A 17,272-nucleotide genomic window follows, 5' to 3' on the forward strand; every position below is an offset into this window, starting at 1 on the left:
GTTTACGGAAACAGGACTCGCTCCATCCGGCGGAGGAAAGCAGCTTCTGAAAACTGTTCGGCGTGGGCGCGGATGGCCTCCGCATTCCAGGACGTGCTCTCGAGGCGCTCGACCGCCCTGGCCAGCGACTCGGGCTTCGCTTCATCAAAGAAGACACCGCTCAACCCCTCGACCACGGTCTCCAGGGCACCGCCCTTCTTAAGGGCGATGACAGGCTTGCCGCAGGCCATCGCTTCCACGGGCGTAATGCCAAAGTCTTCGTGCCCGGGAAAGAGAAAGGCTCGGCAACGCTGGAAATGGTCGCGCACTTCGTCATCCGAGCGGCGGCCAAGGAACTCAATGGACGGACCAGCCATCTTCTCGAGATCGGCTCGGTACGGGCCCTCGCCGAGGATAATGAGCCGCCTGCCGCTTTGGGTAAAGGCACGCACCGCGATGTCGATATTCTTGTATCCCAGCAGACGAGACACGATCAGATAGGAATCGTCATTCTCGGGACACACGGAAAAACGGTCCGTTTGGACGGGAGGAGGAATTACCTCGGATTCTCTGCCGTAGAACTGGCGGATGCGCTCCTGCACATTGCGCGAATTCGCGACGAGGACATCCATGCGTCGCGCTGCGGTCTGGTCGAGTCTGCGCAAAGGCGGGAGGAAGGCACGAACCAGTCGGTTGAGCAGCGAATGTCGCACCTCATGATCGAGGTATTCATCTGTCTGCCACAGGAACCGGGTCGGGTTGTGAATGTAGCAGACAGTTCGTGTCCCGGGAGAGAACCGCATGTACTTGGCGAAGGTGCTCGAGCTGATCCAGGCATGTGTCGCGTCGGGTGGGGTGATCGAGCGGAAGGCGAGGGGATAGAGTGGCAGGTATTTCTTGAAGTGCGTGTGATGCTCGATGCCGGGCATGCCTTGCAGCCATGTTGTCCGGATGTCGGCATCGGCAAAGTCCGCCCACAATGTTTTTCGCGAAACGGCGCTGGTGTAGATGGGGGCGCTGGGAAAGCGACGGTGCATGGTGGCCACCACGCGCTCGGCTCCTCCCATCTGGATCAGGTAGTCGTGAGCGAGGACGAGGTTCATGCGTTTCGGGAAAGCCGGTCGAGTAGAGTATTGGTCTTTTGCCGGATGACGGAGAGCGAAAAGCGCCGCTTCGCGCGCTCGCGCCCGGCTTGTCCCATTTGCTCCCGCAGGGCTGCGTCGGCGAGGAGGCTTTTCAGGGCATGCGCCAGGGTATTGGCATCTCCCGGCGGCGTGAGCACCCCGGTGACTCCCGCCTCGACGATCTCGCGAGGGCCGCCTGCGTCGGCGGCGATGACCGGCTTCCCCGAGAGCATGGCCTCGACCAGGACCCGTCCGAACGGCTCCGGCGCGGTTGAACAGTGGACCACAATGTCGGAGGCCGCCATGAGGACGGGGATGTCGGTGCGGAAGCCGAGGAACTTCACGCGGTCTCCCATGGACTGCGCGAGAGTTTGGAGTTCCTTGGCGTAGGCTCGGTCGTCGTCGGTAAAAAGCGGCTCTCCGATGATCTGGAATGTCGCCTCGGGGATCTGCTTCGCGGCTTCAAGCAGGACATGCTGGCCTTTCCACCGGGCGATGCGCCCGAAGATGGATACGACCGGCCGCCCGTCGGGATTCCACTCCGAAGACACTCTCGCGATGGCTTCTGCCGGGATGTTGGCGTAGATGGCCGGGTCGAATCCATTGGGAACGACAGCGACGCTGGTTCGGCCTCCGGCTTTGCTGTACTGGTCGGCCACGGCTCGCGAGTTGGCAATGACGAGATCGACCTGGCTGGCCGCAGCCATCAGGATGGCGAGGTTTGCCTGGCTGAAGTGCTCCCGGTTTGGCAGGTCGTGCAGATGAAAGACAAGAGGCCGCCGGGCGATGAGATTGGCGGCTACGCCGTGAACGAGAGCCTTGGCAGTGTTCAGGTAAACCACGTCGGCTTCTTTCATTCGTCGCGAAAGCGCCGCCAGATGAGCCAGCTGCCCGGGAACCGATGCGAGCAGGGCGGCAGGGCCGGATTCCTTCGTGACTCGCGCGGCCGATCCTTTGATGGGTAGGAGCTCGACCGGCACAGAGCGCTCTCGCAGGAGCGTGGCAAAGGGGCCATCGGAGAAAATTAGGACGCGGGACCCGGGTCGACCGCTGGCTAGATCGGCAAGACAAAGCTCCGCTCCTCCGAGCTGTCCGGTTTGATCGACGAACAGCGTCACGACAGCACCTCCTCGTAGACATCCGCCACGCGTCTGGCGATGGTTCTCCAGTCGAAACGGCACTCCACATAATCCCGGCAGGCAGCGCGCGAAGGGAGTTCTCCGGCCAGACCGCGACGTATTCCCTGCGCCAGGGCCGCGACGTCTTTTCCCTCGAGGACCAGTGAGGAATCAAGTTCGCGGACGGTCTCCGGCAACCCGCCCACGGGAGTCACCAGCACGGGCGTTCCGCATCCGAGGGACTCCAGTGTTGTCAGGCCAAAGCCTTCTAGAGACTCCGATGGCACGATCGAGAAATCCGCCGCCGCGTACGCAAAGGGTAACTCGTCGTCCGGCAGGAAGCCCGTGAACATCACGGACTCCGAGCAACCCGTCCTGCTCGCTGTCTGGCGCAACTCAGCTTCAAGCCGACCCTTCCCGATAATGAACAGGCGGGCTTCGGGATGGTCCGGGCGCAACATGGCAAAAGCCTCGATGAGCGATGCGAGACCCATGCGATTAGTCAGCCTGCGGACGCATAATACGATGGGTGCCTTCTCGGGCCAGCCCAGCCTCCTTCTGGCTTCCCTCTTGTCGCGAGGAATGAAGCGCTCCGTCTCCACGCCTCCGGGTACGATGCGGATTTTTTCCGCAGGAATCCGGTAGTCCTTGCTCAGCACATTGCGGAATGCACTGGACAGCACGATGAAGCGATCGGCGGAGCGATAGACCCGGTTTTCAATCCATCGTTTCGCCATCACGGCCACGCGGGACTGACCCTCTCTGGCCGACTCGTCCGCCCAGGGGCCATGGAAATGGACAACATGCCTCCTCTGTTGCAGGTGCGGTATGGCTGCCGCGTAGAGAGAGAAATGCGATGCAACGAGTCCATTCGGGCGGACCTTTTGTCCGGCCGTGCGAATGGCTTTCAGCCGATGGATGAGTGGATCGCTCATTGCGCCAAGACACACGGAGGCTGGGGTGCTCCCGTCCCACTTTTCCAGAGGGATGGTGCCCGGGGCAGAGCCAAAGGCAAAAGCGGTGCAGGGCTGTCCATTCGTTCGCAATCCCTCGGTCAGTCGTTGGAAATACCGGTCAACCCCGCCCTGCGCGGCGTCGAAGTGCATTCCCACTTCAATTACCGGATGCTCGCAGATCATCATCTCTTCCACACACGGGAAATCACCTGGGCAACCTTGAAGGAAAAGCGTCTCGTCTCCAGGTCGGGGAGCGCGCGGATCGGACCTTCGCTGGCCTCCAGGAAAAACGCGGAGGCCGCGCTCGGTTTCACTCCCGTTAGCGCTTGTCGGATGAAATTGCGCCTCCAGGCCTTGGGCCGGGCGATATCATGCGCGAGCAGGTAGAAATAATCCGTAAATCCCATCCCCTCCGGGCCGATGACGGATTCCCTTCCTGTCCACGCCATCAGCGAGGCTGCCATGAGGTCCTGATCTCCCACGATGGGTTGATGGCGTTCCTCTAGCTGGAAGCTCCGGGTATTGCCTCCCTCTGCCTCGTAGGCCAGGGTCAGGTCTTCCCACACTTTCAGGAAGCTCGCCTGCTCCCGAGGCAGTGCCACGAAACCGCTGTTGGGATAATGACCTGGCATGCGTTCCACCGCATGTCCTGCCGAGGTAATGAGGCGGCCCCATGCCATACGCCAGGGATGCGTCTCCGAAAGATAGGGGAAGTGGCAGTCGAGACAATAAGCCACTCCGAGACCTGCCCACTCGGTGAAAAACTTCCACGGACTCAGGAAAAGTATGTCGGGATCGACATAAAAGATCTGCTCACAGTCGGGAAACTCCTCCAGCATCTGCCGCATCACAAAAGGCTTTTGAAACCCAAAGTGTCGGGGAGATGGGATCGATCGAAAAAGGATCTCGGCTCCTTCGAGATGGAAAACGCCCGGTCTGACTGGCTCGAGCTGTGCTGTCCATGCCGGGAGTTTCGAGGCATCGTGTCCCAGTACGATCCGGCCGCAGAATCCCTGCCGCACCGCGGAGTTGATCATTGCTGCTGCGCCGAGATGGTAGTCGCCTTGGTAGAGTGTCAGCAGGATGGTGTTCATGTCGTCAGCGGGCGTGTGCGCGTTCGATGGTTGCCGCCATTTTTCCGGCGATGGCCCGGAGAGAGACATGCTCCTTGACCCAGTTCCTTCCAGAGGCGGCGAGCGTCTCGCGTGCTTCCGGATGCAGCATCATCTTGCGCAGTGCTCCGGCGAGGGCGGAGGCGTCGCGCTCCGGGAAGATCATTCCCCCGCCGGCGGCATTGATCAGGTGGGGGATTTCCCCGGAGTCGGAACCGATGACGGCGGTTTCACTGGCCATGGCCTCTGTAATGACCCGGCCAAATTGCTCCTTCCAGTTGGGCTGGGTTTCCGATGGGAGCACGAGCAGGTCAAACGCGCTGAGATAAGCTGGTGTCTCCTCATGCGGGACATAGCCGAGGAACTCTGCGCGGCCGGACAGCCCATTCTTTTCCAGGAGAGCTCGAAACTCCCCTTCGAACTCGCCCTTTCCGATCAGGACCAGCTTCCAGGGCAGGTCGCCAACCATCGCAAGCGCCTGCGCCAGCGTGCGCAGCCCCTTGGATTCCACCAGCCTCCCCACGAAGCCGATTACGGTCTCGCCCGGCTGTCGTGGCAGCAGTTTGAAATCCGCTTCCGCTCCCCGTGGTCGGTAAAGCTCGGGATCAAGCGGCAGGGCGCACACGCAGGTTTCTCCCTGAAATCCCTTTTCGCGCAGAACCTCGGCCACCGCATCGGTGATGGGAAAGGCGAAACGGCTTCGGCGATAGACCATCTTCTCCATCTGGGAAAACGGCGGCGGATAGGTTTTCAGGATGTTCTGGCAGGAATAAAAGCCGAAGGTCGATTTCCTGCCCGCCGCGAGGCACACCTGGGCCGTTGCCACTGCGTACGGCTCGTGGTTGACGTAAATTGCGTCGGGATTTTCTTCGCGGAGAAAGGCTCTCCAGCGTTTTCGGTAGGCATGCAGGATGATGTTGCCATTGGCCAGAACCGGGACCTTGATCACCCGTCCCTTCAATCCCGGGTAGGCTGCCTGGTCGAGGTTGTTGCCAAACTCATCCCGCCAGTCTGCCGGGATGACCAGCGTAAGGTCCCAGCCCGTCAGTTCCTCCAGCTCCGCATACAGCTGCTGGTTGGTGGCGGTGGCGCAGGAGTGACTGACGACCAGCAGCTTCATGCCTTCTCCCGGGGAATGAAGAAATAGTTTCCCTCCGAACCCTCCTGTCCGGTCAGCGCCTTCATCGTCGTCTCCGCATAGCCCAGCCCGCCCAACAGTTCCCGCACTGGCGCGAGATTGCGCTCGCGAATCTCCACCATCATCACCGGCTGGTTCGCTTTCAGGGTTTTCGCCGCGCCGCGCAGGACCTCGAGTTCATGCCCCTCGACGTCCATCTTGATGAAGGTGACGCCCCGGAGCGCGAGCGAATCCAGCGTCACCGTCTCCACGCGCTTCGTGACATGCTCGTTCGTGTCGGGGCAGTTGCCCGGAGCGAGACTGGCCCAGCCGACCAGCTTCTTGCCGTTCAGGACGGGGATATAAAGCGTGGCCTCGTGGGCCTCGGAGGAGAGGCCCTTCGGCACCACCTCGATGTTGCCGGGATTCCAGGCTTTCAGCTCGGCCAGCAGGTCGTCATTGATCTCAAACGATACGACCCGCTTCGCCAGCCCCGCCAGGCGATAGGAAAAGATCCCGATGTTTGCCCCGATATCCAGCACCGTGCCGCCTTTTCGCACCATGCGATCGAGATACCGCAGCTCCGGTTCCAATCCGCCCTCCAGCTCCGTCAGCCGATACCGCAGCGGAATGTGCATTCGTTGCGGCGTGACCCAAAAAAGGACCCGGAAGATGGCCCGCAGCGGGGTGATGAGCAGTTTCATGAGCGGGCGGTTTTTCGAGCGTTAAGGAAATCAGCGTAAGCATTTTCCGTCATCTCTGCAACGCGATCCCAGGTGTACTTCTCCTCCACCAGCTTCCGGCCCGCTGCCCCGTAGGCGCGCCGCAGGCTCGCATCCCCGGCCAGCCGGTCCAGCACCCGCCCGATCTGTGCGCCATCATGCTCGAGGAACTCGCCGGTTTCCCCCGGCTGGATGAAATCCTCCGTTCCGTTGATCCGTGTCGCCAGGACGGGCAGCCCGCAGGCCGCCGCCTCGATCGTCGCCAGGCTGAAGGCCTCGTAGTGGCTGGGGAAGAGAAACACATCCGCCGCCCCCATAGCCTCCGCCATGTCGCGGCGGAACCCTCCAAAGACGACCCGGTCTCCGACCCCGAGCGACCTCGCCAGCCCGAGGAATCGTTCCCGATCCGCATCGTCTCCGGCGACGAAGAGTTTGACCTTGGGAACCGTGCAGCGGGCCACACCCTCGATCGCAAAATCCAGCCCCTTGCGCGCCCATTCGCCTCCGGAGAAAAGCGCGACCACGTCGTCCGCCGCCAATCCATTGGCTGCTTTCCAGGCCAGTCTCTCTTCCTCTGCGAGGGGGCGAAAAATCGCCGTGTCCGCCGCATTGGGAACGATGCGCACCATCGCGCTGCCAATGTCGTAATGCGCCCGCAATTCCTTTTCCACCCCGTGCGACACCGGGAGGAAAAGCGGTTCCGGCTTCCGGGTGTACAGGGCGTGCTCGGCGGCCGAGGTGACGCGCAGGTACAGCCACCGGGTCAGCCGACGGGCCGGCGAGACCTGCTCGGTTTTCGCAAAGCGATCGAGGATGATCTTCTTCGCCGGCTGGATGTTCTGGATCGTGACGACATTGGCGCGGCTCGTATTGGGGCCGATGGAGTGCACGATGTCAAAGTCGTGGCGGCTCAGCATCCGGTTCGCCCGGGTGTGGTAGGTCCAGAAATCCGCGACTTCCGGCCATTGCACGCCGGGCACGGGATGCCATGTGATCAGCCCGAGGTCGATGTCCTCCGCCTTGCGGGCAAACAGGTGCACGTCGTGCCCCCGCCGGGCCAGTCGCTCGGCGACTTCGTTCACCGCTCGCGCACTGCCGTCACGGCGGTTGCAGTTGATCATGGCAAAGGCAATACGCATATCAGGTTGCGGGCTTGAAGGTCTTCTGGCCTCGGTGTGCGGAGTGCCTCCGTGCGTAGTCGTCCATTTGCGGGCGGGGATGCAGGGCGAAACCAGCCAGGATGAAGAAGACGATCGATCCCGCACCGGCGATCCAGTCCCCGGCGATGAGCGCGATGCTGCCGGTCACGAAAAACGCCTTGAACAGCATCACTGCATCCGTCCGGATACCCAGGCGCTCAAAGATTCGGATCTGCCTCCAGATCAGATAGAAAGCCCGGAAGAAGAAAAACGACCCGATCCAGCCAAAGGTGAACAGGATGGCAAAGTACCCGTTGTCTCCGATGGCCGCCCCAGCCTCGATCTCACCGGTATTTACTCGTCCGGCCAGTCCGGTCGATCCCAGCCCGGTACCAATGGGATTGCGGATGACGGAGGAAAATCCGTACTGGGCGATTTCCATTCGCCCTTGGAATGACCCGTCCTTGGTGATCGTCGCAATCGAGCTGACGCGCTCGCTGATCTTGCCGGAGGTGGGAATGAGGCTCAGGCCCACATTTGCCGCCAGAGCGATGACGCAGAGCAGGATCACGATGCGGAATGTGTTCTTTCCGCGGTTCAGCAGCGGATAAAGCACGGCTGCCAGGCCGATGGTGATGATGGTGCTGCGCACAAAGGTGAGGAGGATTACTGACAGGATGAGAAGCACCGAGAGCCATCCCCCGATATTGCGCCACCGCTTCGCGCAGATCATCGGGATCACGGCAAAGCCCAGGAAGCTCGCCAGTGGACCACGCTCGCTCATCGTGGAAAATACCGTCATCTCTGTCGGCTTCAGCTTGCCCAGATACCCCTCGAATCCCACTGCCCGCACCCAGAAGGCGTCCCAGGCCGGAATGGTGAAATACTGGTACCATCCGTAGGCGCTCGCAAAGACCGCCGCCCAGCCAACCGTCTTGATCCAGCGGTCGAGGATGTCGTTTTTTCCCCAAGCCAGCACCGCACATGCCATGATTGAGAGCGGCGTTACATATTCCGCCAGGGAGTAAACTGCAGCCAGCTTGTTGCGGATCAGTCCGACCGCGAATGCCACGCTCAGTGCGATGGCGAAGGAGATAATGATCTTGCGAAAGTATCCGGGTAGTCGGTTGTAATTCTGAAAGACCATCAAAAAGATCAATCCCGAGATCACCAGTGGCGTCAGGCTTACCGGGGACAGCGGATTGAAGCTCCCGGCCATCCAATCCACATAGCGCCGGATGCCGCGATTCAACACTGTGATCCAGACGAGATAGTCGATCAGCCACGTGGACCGGATCATGTAGAGATACCCGGCCGGTAGCACGATCGCGATGGAGACCAGCCAGTCCATTTACTGAAGCGCCTCCATCAGCTGCTTTGCGATCAGGTCCCAGGAAAAAACCGCGTCGTGAAATGCCTGTATATCCTCACGATACCGGGCTTTCTGACTGTGGTTGTTTAGGAAAGTCGCCCACTCCGCCGTATCCCGGGCAAAGTCGATGGCAGTCGTGGCCTGCGAAAGCAACAGCGCAGCGGGAGCCTGGCTGCGAAAGACGGAATCCGTCCACTTGGAGAGTGTCGTCGCGACGGGAACGCCATTCTGAAATGCTGCGATCACCGATCCGCGCCGCGTGGATATCCCGTCATTGAACGGCGCAAGGAGCAGATCCATCGCCGAAAGGCACACCCCGGCCCGGTCGGACGGTTGAATCCCCATGTCGATCACCAGGGACGAATCTCCCACCGCGCGGGCGATGGCGTCGCCATGCGGACCTACGTAGAGCACCTTGGCATGAGGCTGGTTTTCTTTCACTCCGGCAAATGCAGCCCCGATCCAGTCGAGTAGCCGGCTTTCGTGCGCCGAACCGAAAACTCCCACCAGTATTGCGTCATCTGGCAAGCGCATCGCCCTGCACGCCTCCTCCCGGTCGAGCGAAGATCGGGCCACATTGGAACCTACCGGCAGGTGGACTACGGACATGGGATGTCCGACCTTTTCGATCTGCCTCACATACCGCTCACTGGAGGCGAAGGCTACGTCGGCCAGTTTGCATATTTTGCGGAAAACCGGCCTTTGCCACCGCCGCATCAATGCAAACTTCCACGGCCATCTCGGCACCGTGGTCTCGTGAAACATCACCGCCAGCTTGAGGTGTGGATGCACCGCCTTGACGCTATTCAGAGCCTCAGGTACTGCCGGGCACCATCCTCGTCGTCCCCAGGAGAAGGGGTTGTACTGAAACACCAGCCAGCCGCCATTTACGCAGAATGGGAGTTTCCTGACCGACGAGAGATCGTGCGGGTCGAAAACGCCATGCACTTTCACCCCTTCTTGGGCGAGATGATCGCCCGTACGGGTGATCACCGGGATTCCGTCACCTATTGCCCGAGATAATGCGCCGCCCAGCCACCAGGTATAGTCTCCAATTCCATCGAGATCCGGGGGGTAGGCTGCGCTGACCAGGGTGGGCCTCGTCATGATCGTGCGAAGGATTTTAGCAGGTCCGCGAGCCGATCGGCAATTTTCGCTGGCGCAAAGTGCTTCTCCGCGCACGCCCGCGATCGCGCTTCGTCGATTGTCGTCCGTGAGGCCTTACGACCAGCGACGATCTTGATCGCCTCAGTCAGTGTGCGGGGATCGTCATCCGCCAGCCGGATATCACCATCCGCCAGGTAATCAGCATTGCCATTGGTGCGTCCTACAATCACGGGCAGGCCGCAAGCCTGCGCCTCGGCCACGGATGAGCCAAAGTTTTCCTCCTCGCTTGGTTGGACCAGCACATCGTGATCGTGCAGGAGCGCTGGCACCTCCGCGCGCGGGACGAAATGCCTCCAGTCGAGTTGCGACGGGTAGGGAAAGTCGCGGATCAATTTCTCATAACCCGGGATGAATCCCACTCCTCCCGCGATCGTGAGCCGCAGATTCACACCATCACGGATGGCCCCGGCCGCTCCATCGAGAAAAAGATCCAGTCTCTTGCGCGGAATGATCCGTCCCAGCCAAAGGCACCGCAGCATTCCCTCCCTGGCAGGTATGGTCTCCGCCACGCGAAATGTTTCCAGGTCGATCGGATAGGGGAGCGCATGGATTTTGTCCCGCTCCCTGCCATACACGGTGATCAGCGTCTGCCGTGATTGCTCGCTTCCGACGAGAATCTGATCCGAAAATCGTAGTGGCGGGAGACCTGCCGGACTCAGGCGTAATTGTGCCAGTCCCCGCCATCGCAGCGCGGTGAGAGGGCCAGTCAGTCGGCGGATCTCGTCATAATGATTGAGCACGGACCGCGCATCCGTTCCCGGCGGTCCCTGGGCAAAGCTGACTGATGGTATTCCCTCCACCCGCCCTCGCGCATACTCGCCAAGCCAGAGTACGAGGGCAAATGGCCCTCGGGCATGGTACTCGGAGATTTGTCTGACCAGCAGTCGGTGATAGGTATGTGTGTCCACCGCGCCGCTGACCCCGCGAGCCACCGGGATACGTGACAATCTCGCTCGTACGCGATCGGCGATTCTGTTGTCCACGTCGACAAATGCAAAACCGGCGTGGTCTCCAACAGCTGGCCGGGGATCGACGAAGGATGCCTTGGAGAAAAATGTGATCTCGATCCCTCGCTCCAGCAGGCCGCGCAGCAGCAGGGCGTTGGCGCTCGCCACGCTCCCGGCTTCCTCTGAGACATATCCCGTGGCCGCGATCCGCATCGTCCGTATACGCTACAGCCCGAGTTTGCGGGGAGCACGCCCCAGCTTTTGCTGTTCCAGCCAGAAGGGACTGCGCGGTTGGGCGTGGTATTTCATCAGCCAACCGGGCAGAAGGCCTAAAAAAAACAAATACTCCGCAGCGAATCTCCCTGCCGCCCTGATGTTGTCTCCCGACCATTTCCGGCCCCGGAACCGGCTCAGGATCACCAACAGCACGTGGCGGGGCAGCCTCCAGGCCACCTGTGCCGTCGTGCCGCCGAAGTCATAGGTGCTGATCACTCTCGACTCCCAGCGGCGGGCCAGCCTGCCTGCGGGCGGAGCACTCCGCAGAGGATGCCCGACGACTGCCTTGGGCAGGAAGACGACCTTTCCGCCCTTGAGATTCCATCGCGCGGCAAACTCCGTATCTTCAAAAGCAGCCATCGGGAAGCGCTCGTCGAAAGCTCCTGCCTCCAGAAAAGCCCTGCGGGAAATGGCAAAGTTGCACGAGATCAGCGCTCCGCCGCCGGGATTGTGCGGCGCCTCGGTCAGCAGGGAATCTGCTGATCCCTGGCGAATCGTAGCCCCCTCGAAAGCGATGTCCTCCTCGGCACTGTGATGGCCAAACTCCTCGAGGTAGGCGCGGAGAAAATCCACTCCCGGCTCGCAATCGTCATCGAGGAAGATGAGCCATTCGCCTGAAGCCGCCCTCGCGCCTGCATTGCGATTGGCTGCTGGCCCGCGCCGCGGACCGACGATGTGGCGTACCAGGGGAAACCGCTCCGAAAGCATCTTTCTGGTCTCGTCGTCGCGGCTATCATCACAGATGATGGTTTCCACTCCTGCGGCGGAGGCTTGTGGCATTACCCGGGTGAGGCACTCGGCGAGTTCGCGAGGTCGCTGATACGTGGGAATAAGGAGTGTCGCTTTCGCGTTCATTCCAGATCGGCCTCCGTCTCGTTCCGAAAGCGAATGACGCGGGCGGGATTCCCCGCAACGATGGCCCAGTCGGGTATGTCTTTGGCGACCACGGCTCCCGCTCCGATGATGGCGTGATTGCCGATCCTTACTCCGGGTAGAATGATCGCCCGCGTCCCGATCCAGACGTCATCGCCGATCCATACTGGTTCCATGGGCATATTGCCCTGCTGCATCACCGGAATGTCGATCCGGTCAAAGCGATGGTTGACGGTCCATATGACGACCTCGGGACCCATGATCGTGCAGTTCCCAATATGGACCTCGCCGCGCAGGTCGCAGTCGATGCCGAGATCGGAGTCGTCACCCAGCCAGATGGTATTTCCTCGTCCAAAGGTCGCCCCATGCTCGATGTTCACCCTCTGGCCGCAATGCGCCAGCAGTTTCCCGGCGGTGAATCGACGGCATGCCTTGAAGAACGAGCCTCCCCAGCGGCTGTAGGAACACGGCAGAGGCTTGGCGAGGAGCGTATACGCCGCAAACCAGATGTTGTTCCTCAGGGCTTTCAGGGAGAGATTGATCAAGCGGTCCGTTGTTTGAGAGCAGTTTATCCTGCCGCCGCCACCTGTTGCCAAGCCTGCAAATGCGCGGCAAGGAGCGTCGCCTCCGTGTAGCGCTCGCGCTGGAGTTGCTGGCCGGTGGCTCCGAGTTGCGCACGCAGCTTGGGCTGGTCCAGCAGAAATCCGATTTTCTCGCTCAGTTCCACTGGGTCCTGAGTTGCCCAGAGTCCGTTGGCTTCATCCGTCACAAGTTCCCGACTGGCTGCGGCCGTTCCGCAGATAACGGGCTTTCCATACGACCAGGCTTCGACATAGACGATGCCGAAGGATTCGTGGGCCGAGGGCAGGCAAAAGACGTCGCATGCTGCGTAGGCATCGGATTTCGTACGGTTGTCGACCATGCCGAGATCGCGGTAGCTTTCGGCAGGCAGTGTGCCTCCTTTCAGAGGCGCACCTGGTCCGGCCAGCAATAGCACTGCGTGGGGATGCCGTTGCAGGACGAGCCTCCATGCCGCGATGAGGGCGGAATAGCCCTTGCCTTCATCCCGCCTCCCGAGAAACAGAACAGCTGGCCGCTGATCGATGCCGAGTCCTTGCCGCAGCCGTGTACCGTCTCCATCTGGCAGGCAAAAGGGGGGCAGCCCGCAGAGCCGCATCTTTTCCGCCGGCAATCCCAGCCGAGCCAGATGATCTCGCTCATTTCCACTCTGGCAAAAGATCGTATCGGCTCGACAGTAAAGCTCGAGATCGATCGGTGCATCCCCCCATTGGCCGGGATGCACTGCCGGCCATATCGAGAAGGGGACGGCGAGCTGACGCGCCCACCTCGCCAGGGCAAATCCTGTGTGGTCCCATCCCGTGCCCGTGATGTGGATGGCGGAGGGAGATAGGTTATCCGGCATGCCGAGGCGACATGTGGCGATCCGCGCCGCCCAGCGAGGTGCTCTCGTTGAGAGCCGGGGTAGCAGGGCCTGCGTCATTCGCCCCAGAGAGGTTTTTTCCAGCACGTACAGCGGCCATGGTAGCTCTTCATAGCCGAGACTCTGATCAGGATGCCTATTGTATTCGCACAGGGAATGAACCGACTGCCCATGATCCCGTAGTCCGACCGCCAGATGACGCTGATATTCCGCCAGCCCGCCGATGTAGGTCGGGGCAATCTGGCTGGCGAGCGCTATGGTGGCGGTTTGGTTCACGATCTCTTTGATGCGAGTGCCTGCCGATAGGTGTCAGTCACGATCTGCGCCGTCTTTTCCCAGGAGAATCCGCGTGCTCTCGCGAGACTCTTTTCCCGAAGATCCTCCCGCAACTCGCGGCGGGATACGAGTGACTGCATGGCTTGAACGAGGCCACATTCATCATCAGGCGGCACGAGGATGGCTGCGTTGCCCGTGACCTCCGGCAGCGAGGTCGTATTGGAGCTCACCACCGGCGCGCCGCACTGCATGGCTTCCAGTGGCGGCAGGCCGAAACCCTCCTCCTGCGAGGGAAAGAGAAATGCCGTGCAATTACTGTACGCCACGGCCAGTTCCTCGTCGCTCGCGGCTCCCGTGAAATGAATGCGCTGGCGCAGTTCGGGCGCTTTTTCGATTTCCCGGTCGATCTCGGAGTGGTTCCAGCCGAGCTTGCGGGAACCAACCAACACCAGTTGATGCTCTTTCTCTGTCTTGGCAAATTCCTGAAAGCATCGGATCAGATGCGGAATGTTTTTTCTCGGCTGAGGATTGGCCACGGAGAGAAAGTAGGGCGCGTCCGGTATCCCATGCCGACGCAGGAATGCCTTGCGTGCATCTCCGTCTCCGGTGGGCCGGAAAAGTGATTCCGCCGCCAGCGGCATCACGATGACTCGCTCCGCCGGGATGGCAGATACCTTGATGAGTTCCCGGCGCGTGTACTCAGAGACACTGAGCACCCAGGTGCGAGCGGGATCTGCCAGAGCCAGGGTTTGTTCCAGCATTCGGCGGTTGTATGATCCGGCAGGTTCCTCCAGGGGGAAAAGGTCATGCACGGTCAGCACCATGGGGCCGCGAAACTGACCATGCTCCGGCAGCGGACGAAAGGGGGAGTGGAACAGGGCGATCTTTCCGTCGAGCGGCCGGGGGGCGGCATCGAGCCGGGAGAGCGTGTTGAAAAGTTTGCTGGTGAAACTCCTTGGTGCATCGGGCCGGTTCACTCCGGCGAGAGACTGGGCATAGAGACTGCGAAGGCCGAATCGCGAGACGGTGCCTGCCATCACGGGCGGGCGCGGCGCCCAGCGATCTTTCCAGTAGGCATATGTGCGCGCGTCGGTTAGCGCAGGACGTTCATCACCGCCATGGCACCCGATCATGCAGAGTTCAAAGTCGTCCGAATACTTTAGGATATCGGCGATATTTTCGACGACGCGCCCGATTCCGGTGACGTGTTTCTGATCGGAATGCAGGTCCGCGCAAAATGATACGTCGTAGGCAATGCGTGGTTTCATGCGACGGATTTGAGCAAGCCCGCAACCACGGCTTCATTGCTGACCCGGTCGCGCCATTTGCGGGAGATGCGTTCGGGATCGCGCTGATGGTGATCCCAGCGCTGTAACTCGGCCAGTGTGGCTCTTGCGAGGCTGGCGTCATCCCGATGTGTGGCAAGAGTACCCGATGCCCCTTGGTCGACCAGGGCGATAAAGCCCGGCAGAAGAGGGGCTACGACGGTCGCTCCGAGACAAAGAGCCTCCAGCGACCCAATTGGCTGCGTCTCCCAACGGGAGGAAGCGAGCAGAAAACGCGCCTCCGCGAGGATATTCCGCAATTCCCCACGGGGGATGCGCCCGGCGAGACGCACTCGGGACTCTCTCGTCAGCGTGGAAAAATTCTCCATTCCCGCCCCGGCGACGACAAATCTCACATCTTCGCGCTCTGCCAGTACACGTCGGATCGTTCTCCGCAGCAGGGGGGCATCCTTTTGCACGTCGTCCCACCTGCCTCCGCAAAAGATGAGAGGCGGGCGTATTGCTCCTCCGATGGGCGCGGTGAGAAACTCGTCTTTCACACTATGCGGGACCACTGCGATTCGTTCGGCGAGTTCCTCTCGGCCGTAATGGGTGAAGATCACGTTCAGGTTTTCTGCGGCCTCCTGCGATTCGATCGCGATGGCATCCGAGGCTGCCGCTGTCGCGAGGATTTCCGCGTCTTCCTCCCTGCTCAAGTGAAAGTAGCGGCGCACCCAGTGGACGCCTTCGCGGAATCGGTCTCTGGCGGTTTGCGCAGAGGACAGGCATAGGGAAAGTGTCTCCCGGGGGAACACTCGTACGCTGGCCAGTCCGTCGCTATCGGCCCGAGTGACGGTGCGCGTCCCGGCCTGTCGCAGCGCGTTAAGGAGGAGCGAACCTTTCAGCCAGTTGAAAACAATCGCAATATCGAGTCCCTGTCGCCGCCAGTAGCCGACATCCGACATCTCTGCCGGGGAGGCTACCACGACCGGAAAATCCGCTTCTCCCGCATCATTGCCGAGACAATATAAAAACGGTTCATGTCCCAGGCGGGCGAGCGCAGCGCAGTAACCGTCCTGATCGATGGAGGCTCTCCACCAGCGTGTGGTCAGAACGATCGCGACCTTCACGTCTCGGCCCGGGCTTGCGAGGTCAGCCGGAAACTTGCGAGGACTTTGCCCGCGTTTTTGGCGCTTGCCAGGGAATAACCCAGCGTCGCTACATCGGAGCCGACATGAAACCGGCATGCATCCGGCCAGTGATCGATGATTCCGGCGCTGTGGAGGAAGGCCTCCACCCGGTAGTCTCCCGGTGGCAGCCACGGGGAGTCGATCACCACCTCCACCTCACGGTTTCCGGGAGCAATGCCACCTCCGTCGAGGTACTCGCTGTTGATGGCGAAGATTTCGTCATCGGCTTCGTTGCGAAAATGCAGCGAATAATGAAATTTTGCATCGTCGCGGAATTGTCTGATCCCCGCCCGGAAGACGAGTGGAGTTCGCGCCGCGAATTCTTCCGCCGTTGGGGTCACGTATTCCAGCCGATGTGTTCCGGTGCCAGATCGGGCGTTCATCGCCACAGCGATCCCGGTGTCTTCGGCGGACATGCCTTCCTTTTTGTACCGGGCGATCGTGTTTTCCGCCGTATCGGTCAGGACCAGGCGGCCTTCCTTGAGCAGGATGCCCTTGCGGCACAACGCGGCGACAGCTGGCAGATTGTGGCTCACGAAGAGGACTGTCCGACCATTGGCGGTCACCTCCTTCATCTTGCCAATGCACTTCTTCTGAAACTCGGAGTCTCCCACGGCCAGCACTTCGTCGACGATGAGGATCTCGGGTTCCAGATGTGCCGCCACGGCAAAGGCCAGCCGCACATACATACCGCTGGAATACCGCTTCACTGGCGTATCGAGGAACTTCTCGATCCCTGCAAAGTCCACGATTTCGTCAAATTTTCGCCGGATCTCCGCCCGGGTCATTCCGAGGATGGCTCCATTGAGATAGATGTTTTCACGCCCGGTCAGTTCAGGATGAAATCCCGTCCCGACTTCCAGCAGGCTTGCGACCCGGCCTTTGACTCCGACGCGTCCCGTGGTGGGTTCCGTGATGCGGCTGAGAATCTTGAGCAGCGTGCTCTTCCCGGCGCCGTTGCGTCCGAGGATGCCGACCACATCGCCCCGATTGACCGTAAAGGATACGTCCTTGAGCGCCCAGAATTCCGCGCTATCCGGTCCGGCCTGGACCTTGCGCGCCGCCTTGATCCAGCGGAGCGGAGCCGTCGCGACATTCTGGATGGCGTGGCGCAACGTACCGTAGGGCTGGAGCGTCTGGCCCAGCATGTAGAGCTTCGACAGGCCCTCGACTCTGATGACGATGTCGTCGCTCATGC

Annotated in this window: 16 protein-coding genes; all 16 read right to left on the minus strand. The window is 61.0% G+C overall.

The genetic code is table 11. The features are described from left to right. Positions 1-2 precede the first annotated feature (2 nt). The 16 genes from TSACC_RS19750 to TSACC_RS19825 are packed head-to-tail and all read right to left on the minus strand — an operon-like array spanning position 3 to position 17,270. The gene (locus TSACC_RS19750; RefSeq protein ID WP_075081175.1) at positions 3-1,082 is read right to left on the minus strand and encodes a glycosyltransferase; all 1,080 of its coding nucleotides are present in this window, start codon (positions 1,080-1,082) and stop codon (positions 3-5) included. Next, on the minus strand, positions 1,079-2,284 hold the full coding sequence (locus TSACC_RS19755; protein ID WP_084400697.1) for a glycosyltransferase family 4 protein: 1,206 nt from the start codon (positions 2,282-2,284) through the stop codon (positions 1,079-1,081). Before TSACC_RS19755 ends, TSACC_RS19750 begins: the two co-directional genes overlap by 4 nt. Beyond that, the gene (locus TSACC_RS19760; RefSeq protein WP_169809720.1) at positions 2,218-3,327 is read right to left on the minus strand and encodes a glycosyltransferase family 4 protein; all 1,110 of its coding nucleotides are present in this window, start codon (positions 3,325-3,327) and stop codon (positions 2,218-2,220) included. The genes TSACC_RS19755 and TSACC_RS19760 overlap by 67 nt, the downstream gene beginning before the upstream one ends. Positions 3,328-3,359: 32 nt before the next feature. Then, on the minus strand, positions 3,360-4,271 hold the full coding sequence (locus tag TSACC_RS19765) for a hypothetical protein (RefSeq protein WP_075081178.1): 912 nt from the start codon (positions 4,269-4,271) through the stop codon (positions 3,360-3,362). Positions 4,272-4,275: 4 nt separating this feature from the next. Further along, the gene (locus TSACC_RS19770; protein ID WP_084400698.1) at positions 4,276-5,409 is read right to left on the minus strand and encodes a glycosyltransferase family 4 protein; all 1,134 of its coding nucleotides are present in this window, start codon (positions 5,407-5,409) and stop codon (positions 4,276-4,278) included. After that, positions 5,406-6,110: an FkbM family methyltransferase gene (locus tag TSACC_RS19775; protein ID WP_075081179.1), complete on the minus strand. Its 705-nt coding sequence runs from the start codon at positions 6,108-6,110 to the stop codon at positions 5,406-5,408. Before TSACC_RS19775 ends, TSACC_RS19770 begins: the two co-directional genes overlap by 4 nt. After that, a complete protein-coding gene (locus TSACC_RS19780) occupies positions 6,107-7,249 on the minus strand; it encodes a glycosyltransferase family 4 protein (RefSeq protein WP_237764038.1) in 1,143 nt (380 codons plus the stop codon). Before TSACC_RS19780 ends, TSACC_RS19775 begins: the two co-directional genes overlap by 4 nt. Before the next feature lie 19 nt (positions 7,250-7,268). Next, complete coding sequence (locus TSACC_RS19785) at positions 7,269-8,618, minus strand: O-antigen ligase family protein (protein WP_075081181.1); 1,350 nt, start codon at positions 8,616-8,618, stop codon at positions 7,269-7,271. Continuing rightward, positions 8,619-9,746, minus strand: a complete 1,128-nt coding sequence (locus tag TSACC_RS19790; RefSeq protein ID WP_075081182.1) for a glycosyltransferase family protein — start codon at positions 9,744-9,746, stop codon at positions 8,619-8,621. Then, positions 9,743-10,966, minus strand: a complete 1,224-nt coding sequence (locus TSACC_RS19795) for a glycosyltransferase family 4 protein (protein ID WP_075081183.1) — start codon at positions 10,964-10,966, stop codon at positions 9,743-9,745. Before TSACC_RS19795 ends, TSACC_RS19790 begins: the two co-directional genes overlap by 4 nt. A 12-nt stretch (positions 10,967-10,978) precedes the next feature. Next, positions 10,979-11,884, minus strand: coding sequence for a glycosyltransferase family 2 protein (locus TSACC_RS19800; RefSeq protein ID WP_075081184.1), 906 nt, complete (start codon positions 11,882-11,884; stop codon positions 10,979-10,981). Next, on the minus strand, positions 11,881-12,447 hold the full coding sequence (locus tag TSACC_RS19805) for an acyltransferase (protein ID WP_202816014.1): 567 nt from the start codon (positions 12,445-12,447) through the stop codon (positions 11,881-11,883). The genes TSACC_RS19800 and TSACC_RS19805 overlap by 4 nt, the downstream gene beginning before the upstream one ends. 23 nt (positions 12,448-12,470) lie before the next feature. Then, positions 12,471-13,619: a glycosyltransferase family 4 protein gene (locus tag TSACC_RS19810; RefSeq protein ID WP_075081185.1), complete on the minus strand. Its 1,149-nt coding sequence runs from the start codon at positions 13,617-13,619 to the stop codon at positions 12,471-12,473. Next, positions 13,616-14,887 (minus strand): glycosyltransferase family 4 protein, encoded by a 1,272-nt coding sequence (locus TSACC_RS19815; RefSeq protein ID WP_075081186.1) that lies wholly within the window; start codon positions 14,885-14,887, stop codon positions 13,616-13,618. The genes TSACC_RS19810 and TSACC_RS19815 overlap by 4 nt, the downstream gene beginning before the upstream one ends. Then, entirely contained in the window at positions 14,884-16,014 is a 1,131-nt protein-coding gene (locus tag TSACC_RS19820) for a glycosyltransferase (RefSeq protein ID WP_075081187.1), read from the minus strand. Before TSACC_RS19820 ends, TSACC_RS19815 begins: the two co-directional genes overlap by 4 nt. Then, positions 16,011-17,270, minus strand: coding sequence for an ABC transporter ATP-binding protein (locus TSACC_RS19825; RefSeq protein WP_075081188.1), 1,260 nt, complete (start codon positions 17,268-17,270; stop codon positions 16,011-16,013). Before TSACC_RS19825 ends, TSACC_RS19820 begins: the two co-directional genes overlap by 4 nt. Positions 17,271-17,272: the final 2 nt, after the last annotated feature.

The organism is Terrimicrobium sacchariphilum (genome assembly GCF_001613545.1).
GTDB lineage: Bacteria > Verrucomicrobiota > Verrucomicrobiia > Chthoniobacterales > Terrimicrobiaceae > Terrimicrobium > Terrimicrobium sacchariphilum.

Excerpts from the sequence above, each read along its gene's own strand:
- TSACC_RS19750 (WP_075081175.1), bottom strand. The coding sequence starts at position 1,082 with ATGAACCTCGTCCTCGCTCACGACTACCTGATCCAGATGGGAGGAGCC.
- TSACC_RS19760 (WP_169809720.1), bottom strand. The coding sequence starts at position 3,327 with ATGCACTTCGACGCCGCGCAGGGCGGGGTTGACCGGTATTTCCAACGA.
- TSACC_RS19765 (WP_075081178.1), bottom strand. The coding sequence starts at position 4,271 with ATGAACACCATCCTGCTGACACTCTACCAAGGCGACTACCATCTCGGC.
- TSACC_RS19770 (WP_084400698.1), bottom strand. The coding sequence starts at position 5,409 with ATGAAGCTGCTGGTCGTCAGTCACTCCTGCGCCACCGCCACCAACCAG.
- TSACC_RS19775 (WP_075081179.1), bottom strand. The coding sequence starts at position 6,110 with ATGAAACTGCTCATCACCCCGCTGCGGGCCATCTTCCGGGTCCTTTTT.
- TSACC_RS19780 (WP_237764038.1), bottom strand. The coding sequence starts at position 7,249 with ATGATCAACTGCAACCGCCGTGACGGCAGTGCGCGAGCGGTGAACGAA.
- TSACC_RS19785 (WP_075081181.1), bottom strand. The coding sequence starts at position 8,618 with ATGGACTGGCTGGTCTCCATCGCGATCGTGCTACCGGCCGGGTATCTC.
- TSACC_RS19790 (WP_075081182.1), bottom strand. The coding sequence starts at position 9,746 with ATGACGAGGCCCACCCTGGTCAGCGCAGCCTACCCCCCGGATCTCGAT.
- TSACC_RS19795 (WP_075081183.1), bottom strand. The coding sequence starts at position 10,966 with ATGCGGATCGCGGCCACGGGATATGTCTCAGAGGAAGCCGGGAGCGTG.
- TSACC_RS19800 (WP_075081184.1), bottom strand. The coding sequence starts at position 11,884 with ATGAACGCGAAAGCGACACTCCTTATTCCCACGTATCAGCGACCTCGC.
- TSACC_RS19815 (WP_075081186.1), bottom strand. The coding sequence starts at position 14,887 with ATGAAACCACGCATTGCCTACGACGTATCATTTTGCGCGGACCTGCAT.
- TSACC_RS19825 (WP_075081188.1), bottom strand. The coding sequence starts at position 17,270 with ATGAGCGACGACATCGTCATCAGAGTCGAGGGCCTGTCGAAGCTCTAC.